7 protein-coding genes are annotated in these 6215 nt (G+C 70.5%); 3 read left to right on the forward strand and 4 right to left on the reverse strand.

Translation table 11 applies throughout. The features are described from left to right. Nucleotides 1–65 precede the first annotated feature (65 nt). Genes AWC19_RS08500 through AWC19_RS08510 form a run of 3 tightly spaced genes read right to left on the reverse strand, consistent with a single transcriptional unit; the run spans nt 66 to nt 2129 of the window. Nucleotides 66–299 (reverse strand): exodeoxyribonuclease VII small subunit, encoded by a 234-nt coding sequence (locus tag AWC19_RS08500; RefSeq protein ID WP_085077621.1) that lies wholly within the window; start codon nt 297–299, stop codon nt 66–68. After that, entirely contained in the window at nt 289–1539 is a 1251-nt protein-coding gene (gene xseA, locus AWC19_RS08505; RefSeq protein ID WP_085077622.1) for an exodeoxyribonuclease VII large subunit, read from the reverse strand. Before xseA ends, AWC19_RS08500 begins: the two co-directional genes overlap by 11 nt. After that, nucleotides 1536–2129, reverse strand: coding sequence for a lipid droplet-associated protein (locus AWC19_RS08510; protein ID WP_085077623.1), 594 nt, complete (start codon nt 2127–2129; stop codon nt 1536–1538). The genes xseA and AWC19_RS08510 overlap by 4 nt, the downstream gene beginning before the upstream one ends. An 87-nt stretch (nt 2130–2216) precedes the next feature. Between AWC19_RS08510 and AWC19_RS08515 the strand changes: the two genes are divergently transcribed. Next, nucleotides 2217–3215, forward strand: coding sequence for a 4-hydroxy-3-methylbut-2-enyl diphosphate reductase (locus AWC19_RS08515; RefSeq protein WP_085077624.1), 999 nt, complete (start codon nt 2217–2219; stop codon nt 3213–3215). An 8-nt stretch (nt 3216–3223) separates the two neighbouring features. On the opposite strand, the gene AWC19_RS08520 is transcribed toward AWC19_RS08515, so the two are convergent. Further along, entirely contained in the window at nt 3224–4411 is a 1188-nt protein-coding gene (locus tag AWC19_RS08520; RefSeq protein ID WP_211284883.1) for a DUF6542 domain-containing protein, read from the reverse strand. Nucleotides 4412–4532: 121 nt separating this feature from the next. Here AWC19_RS08520 and ychF point away from each other — a divergent pair, with 121 nt between their 5' ends. Beyond that, nucleotides 4533–5603, forward strand: a complete 1071-nt coding sequence (ychF, locus tag AWC19_RS08525; RefSeq protein ID WP_085077625.1) for a redox-regulated ATPase YchF — start codon at nt 4533–4535, stop codon at nt 5601–5603. Between the two features lie 57 nt (nt 5604–5660). After that, the gene (locus AWC19_RS08530) at nt 5661–6068 is read left to right on the forward strand and encodes a hydrogenase (protein ID WP_085077626.1); all 408 of its coding nucleotides are present in this window, start codon (nt 5661–5663) and stop codon (nt 6066–6068) included. The last annotated feature ends 147 nt before the right edge of the window (nt 6069–6215 follow it).

Consider the following 6215-nt stretch of genomic DNA (forward strand, 5'->3'; position numbering starts at 1 on the left):
GGATAACTGAAACGTGTTCCACTTTTAAGGTCGCGCGGCCATCGGGCGGCCTGACCCGGCCCCGGTCAGCCCTCCTCGGCCTGGCCGGCCGCCAGTGCTTCCTCGATGCGCTTGCGGGCGCCAGCTAAGTGCTCCTCGCATCTTTTTGCGAGCTGTTCACCCCTTTCCCACAGCTTCAGCGACGCGTCGAGGTCCAGGCCGCCCTGCTCGAGCAGCCGCACCACCTCGATCAGCTCATCCCGGCAAGCCTCGTAGCCGAGCTGACTAATGGGAATAGCCGAATCGTCGTTAGCCGCCATTTGTCGGCCCCTCGCTGATGGCCGCGACGGCGCCGTCGGCGACCCGGACCCGGAGCCGGGTGCCCGCCGGGGCGTCATCCACGGACCGCAGCACCGCCGCGGGCCCGGCGCTCGGCACGGTCTGCACCACCGCGTAGCCGCGGGCCAGCGTGGCCGCCGGCCCCAGCGTGGCCAGGCGGGCGCCCAGGTGGCCGATGCGGTCGGTCTCGGCGGCGACGAGCCGCCGGATGTCGCGGCGCACCGCCGATCGCGCCCGGTGCACCTCGTCGGCGCGGGCCGTCAGGGCCGAAAGCGGCTCGGCCAGCACCGGCCGGCTGCGCAGCTGGGCCAGCGCGCGTTGCTCGCGGGACACCCAGTTGCGCAGCGCCTGCGCGCTGCGCCGCCGCAGCTCGCCGACCAGCCGCTGCTCGGCGGCGGTGTCGGGCACCACCTTCTTGGCCGCGTCGGTGGGGGTGGCGGCGCGCAGGTCGGCCACCAGGTCGCACAGCGGGTTGTCGGGTTCGTGGCCGACCGCGCTGACCACCGGCGTGCGGCACGCCGCGATGGCGCGGCACAGCGTCTCGTCGGAGAACGGCAGCAGGTCCTCGACGCTGCCGCCACCGCGGGCCAGCACGATGACGTCGACCTCGGGGTCGCGGTCGAGTTCGCGCAGCGCCTCGACGATCTGCGCGACCGCGTTCGGTCCCTGGACGGCGGTGTTGCGCACCGCGAACCGCGCCGCCGGCCAGCGCCCGCTCGCCACGGTCGTCACGTCGCGTTCGGCGGCGCTGGCGCGGCCGGTGATCAGCCCGATCATGTTGGGCAGGAACGGGATCGGCCGTTTGAGCCGGGGGTCGAAAAGCCCTTCTGCGTCCAGCAGCCGGCGCAGCCGGTCGATGCGGGCCAGCAGCTCGCCGACGCCGACCGCGCGAATCTCGCTGAGCCGCAACGAAAATGTGCCCCGCCCGGTGTAAAAGGTGGGCTTGCCGCACACCACCACCTGGGTGCCCTCGGAAAGCTTCATCGGCGCGTTGGCCACCAGGTCGCGCGAACACGTCACGGTCAGCGACATGTCTGCGGCCGGGTCGCGCAGCACCATGAACACCGTCTTGGCGTCGCGCCGCATCGTCACCTGCGCCAGCTGGCCCTCGACCCAGACGGTGCCCAGCTTGTCGATCCAGCCGGCGACCCGGATCGCCACCGCGCGCACCGGAAACGGGTTCTCGGCGGAGTTGGGTTCGCAGTTCGCCGCTCGGGTCACTTCGCGTTCGCGCGGGTGATCCTGTTGGCAAGCAGCGTCTGGAACGGCGCGCGGGCCTTGGTGGCCTGCTCGTAGGCCAGCAGGGCCTCCAGCTCGTCGACGCTCAGCGACTGCAGCCGCGCCCGCAGCTGGGCCAGCGTCAGGTTCGGGTAGTCAAGCTCGGCCGCCACCTCCGGTTGCGGCACCGACGGGCCGGACTTCTTGGACTGGTGGGCCGGGTTGGCCGGGGAAGCGGCGGCGTCGGGGGCGTCGGAGACCGAGTACAGCGCGAACCGGCCCTCGGCGCGGCGTTCGCTGTCGCCGCCGTCGGCCAGCGCGGCGGGGGCCCCGTCGGCGTCGTCGGGCAGGTCCTCGTCGAACGTCGCCCACTCCGGCTTTTCGTCCTTCGGCGGGAAAATCGACTCCAGCGTGCTGTCGCCCTTGATCACCAGCTCGGCCAGGTTCTGCTGAAAACGCATCACGAGGTGCGCCGCGGTGCTGACCACGGTCATCGGGTACATCAGGATCGTCTTCGGCAGCCTCATCGTCTCCTCGACGGCGACTGTCGCCGCGCCGACCAGTAGCCGAACTCCATACGGTGCAGTAGCCATGCGTCCCAGCCTGCCTCAACCGGCGGCTGAGTACCAAGCCACCCGCGCCATGTGCCCTCCGGCGCGCCGAAACGTACGCTGGATGGCATGCCGCCGACCGTCGACATGGGGATTCCCGGCGCGTCCAGATCGGTAGCCCTAGACCCAACCCGCAAGAGAGTGCTCCTGGCGGAGCCGCGGGGCTACTGCGCGGGCGTGGATCGGGCCGTCGAGACGGTCGAGCGCGCCCTGGAAAGGCACGGCGCGCCGGTCTACGTGCGCCACGAGATCGTGCACAACCGCCACGTGGTCGACACCCTGCAAAAGGCCGGTGCGGTGTTCGTGCAGGAGACCGACGAGGTCCCCGAGGGGGCGATCGTGGTGTTCTCCGCGCACGGCGTCGCGCCCACCGTCTACGCCGCGGCCGCCGAGCGCAACCTGCACACCATCGACGCCACCTGCCCGCTGGTCACCAAGGTGCACAACGAGGCCAGGCGGTTCGCGCGCGACGACTACGACATCCTGCTGATCGGGCACGAGGGCCACGAGGAGGTCATCGGCACCGCGGGCGAGGCGCCCGAGCACGTGCAGCTGGTCGACGGGGTCGCCTCAGTGGACAACGTGACGGTGCGCGACGAGAACAAGGTGGTCTGGCTGTCGCAGACCACGCTGTCGGTCGACGAGACGATGGAGATCGTCGAGCGGTTGCGGCGGCGCTTTCCCAAGCTGCAGGACCCGCCCAGCGACGACATCTGCTACGCCACCCAGAACCGGCAGGTCGCGGTCAAGGCGATGGCTCCCGAGTGCGAGCTGGTCATCGTCGTCGGGTCACGCAACTCGTCGAACTCCGTGCGGCTGGTCGAGGTGGCGCTGGGCGGCGGCGCCGCGGCCGCCCACCTGGTCGATTGGGCCGACGACATCGACCCGGCGTGGCTGGAGGGTGTCACCACGGTCGGTGTCACCTCCGGCGCGTCCGTCCCCGAGGTGTTGGTGCGGGGCGTGCTGGAGCGGTTGGCCGAATGCGGCTTCGACGTGGTGCAGCCCGTGACGACGGCCCAGGAGACCCTGGTGTTCGCGCTGCCCCGGGAAATCCGCTCGGCGCGTTAGACCCCGCCTTAGACGTCGTACTCCCAGGACTCCGCCGGCGGCCGCGGCGGGCGTGACCGGCCGCGGCGCTCGGCCCGGGGTTCCGCTCGTGGTTCGTCCGGCGGGGCCTCGCCGCGGTAGCGGACCCGCGAGATCGGGTGGTGCGTCGGGCCGGTGCCGTTCGCGCTCGGCGCGCCGCGGCGGCGCCGCGGCTCGTAGCTCGGCTCGTACGGCTCGTAGCGGTCGTATCCGTCGAAGCGGCCGCCGCGCTGCGTTGGCCCATAGGAAGGCCCATCGGAAGGCCCGTCGTAGGGCCATTCGTACGGGTTGCGGCGGGTGGGCCGCGGTTCGCGGCGGGGCTCGCGCGGCTGGGACCGTGCGCCCGGGTCGTCGTCGGGCCTCGGGCGGCGGCGCGGCCGGCGCGGCGCGGCGGCGCGGTCGGCGGGGTCGAAGTCGCGGGGCGGCGCCTGGCCGCGGCGACCGGTGCGGCGCGGACGCTCGGCCAACGGTTCCAGCTCGTCGTCGAGCGCCGGTCGGGAGTGGCGGGAGCGGCTGGCCGGCGAGGCGGAGCTACCGGCGCGCGACGTCCGGCCGGTCCTCGGGGCGGCATTCGCGGAACGCCCGGAGCTGCGGCTCCTTTTCCGCTCGGCGGCGGGCGCCTCGTCGGACTGGTCCCCCGCGGTCAGGCGGAGAAGCGAATTCAGTTTTCCCGCAACGGCACCCAACAGCGAGCCCGACTTCGCGGCCGCGGCGTCGTTGCCCTCGGTGGCCGCCTTGGTCCGGTGCGACGTCCCGAAATACCACCGCGCCAAGCCGATCATCAGGACGCCGCCGGCGGTGCCGAGCATCAGGGGAAAACGCTCGATCAGCGGGTAGCCGCAGTTGATCAGGAGGTCCTTGAGGTGGCCGACCTTGCGCCCGTGGAACATCCAGTAGGCGCCCGGCACCGCGCAGAACAGGATCAGCGGCGGCTGGATGACCGCGGTGAACACGCCGTCCTGGCGCACGGCCAGCACCGCGGCCACGCAGCCGGCGATATAGAGGCCCGCGAAGACGTGGGTGAGCTCCTTGTGACCCCCGCCGGCGTCGATCCCGTACCCGATGGCCGTCGCCGTGATCGCGATGAGCACGGCCGCCCACCACGGCACACCTGGGATGTTGGGGTGGACTGAACCGTGGGAAGCCTCGACCGCCGACCTCGCCCGCTGTTCTGACACATGTAGACCGTACCGAAAATGCGCCCAAAGGCCCGTAAAGACCTTGTTAGGGGCCGCCGGGCGCGCCACGGGTTCGTGCAGGAAACGGCGGTGCGCGCGCTGGGCATAGACTTGACTCCCCGTGAGCCTGAGCCTGGGAATCGTGGGGCTGCCCAATGTCGGCAAGTCGACGCTGTTCAACGCGCTGACCCGAAACGACGTGGTGGCGGCGAATTACCCGTTCGCGACGATCGAACCGAACGAGGGCGTGGTGTCGCTGCCGGACCCGCGGCTGGCCAGGCTGGCCGAACTCTTCGGTTCCGAACGCGTGGTGCCGGCCCCGGTGACCTTCGTCGACATCGCCGGCCTGGTCAAGGGCGCGTCGGAGGGGGCCGGGCTCGGCAACAAATTCCTGGCTCACATCCGCGAATGCGACGCCATCTGCCAGGTGGTCCGGGTGTTCTCCGACGACGACGTCACGCACGTGGCCGGCGAAGTGGACCCCAAGTCCGACATCGAGGTCGTCGACACCGAGCTCATCCTCGCCGACCTGCAAACGCTCGAGCGCGCCCTGCCGCGGCTGGAAAAGGAGGCGCGCACCCACAAGGAGCGCAAACCGGTGCACGACGCGGCGCTGGCCGCTGCCGAGACGCTGAACGGCGGCACCACGCTGTTCGCCGCGGGCGCCGACGTCTCGCTGCTGCGGGAGCTGAACCTGCTGACCGCCAAACCGTTCCTGTACGTCTTCAACGCCGACGAGGCGGTGCTGACCGACCCCGCGCGGGTGGCCTCCCTGCGGGAGCTCGTCGCGCCGGCCGACGCGGTGTTCCTGGACGCGGCCATCGAATCGGAGTTGGTCGAGCTCGACGATGAGTCGGCGGCCGAGCTGCTCGAGTCGATCGGGCAGACCGAGCGCGGGCTCGACTCCTTGGCCCGGGCCGGCTTCCACACGCTCAAGTTGCAGACCTTTCTGACCGCGGGGCCAAAAGAGGCGCGCGCGTGGGTGATTCACCAGGGCGACACCGCGCCCAAGGCCGCCGGGGTGATCCACAGCGACTTCGAAAAGCGCTTCATCAAGGCCGAGATCGTGTCCTATGACGACCTGATCGCCGCCGGCTCGATGGCCGCGGCCAAGGCGGCCGGCAAGGTCCGGATGGAAGGCAAGGACTACGTGATGGCCGACGGCGACGTCGTCGAGTTCCGCCACGGATAGACGTTTAGCGCAACAACGATTAGAGCCCACGAGGGCATGGTTGCCTAAGATCCGACAATGCAGACGCTCCTGCTTGCTCTGGGTCTGATCCTCTTTCTGCTCGGTCTCCTGACCGGGCTGGCGACCCGGGCCGTGAAGAACCCGCGGATGGGGCTGGCCAGTCACCTCCAGGGCATGACGAACGGTCCGTTCCTCATCGTCATCGGCCTGCTATGGCCACATCTTCATCTGGCTCAGGTTTGGCAGGTCGCGACGGTGGCCCTGCTGGCCTATGGCGCGTACGCGAACTGGTTGGCAACGCAACTCGCAGCGATCTGGGGCGCCGGTCGTCAGTTCGCGCCGGGCGCGGCGGGCGTTCACGTGGCATCGGCCGCCAAGGAAGGTGTGGTCAACTTTTTGCTGGTTTCGCTGGCGCCCGCGACGATCGCGGCCACGATCATCCTCATCGTCGGCGTCTTGGCGTGAGACCGTCACATCGGATCGCGAACGGTGCGGATGAACGCTGACATGGGCGACTGCCGGTTCAGCGTCTAGGTGTACCCGGCCATAACGTTGGTTACAGGCGGCTGATGGGTGGTAGGCCGCTGAGTGCGCTGTGGCGGCGTTGAGTGT

Origin of the sequence: Mycobacterium palustre (genome assembly GCF_002101785.1) — a bacterium.
GTDB lineage: Bacteria > Actinomycetota > Actinomycetes > Mycobacteriales > Mycobacteriaceae > Mycobacterium > Mycobacterium palustre.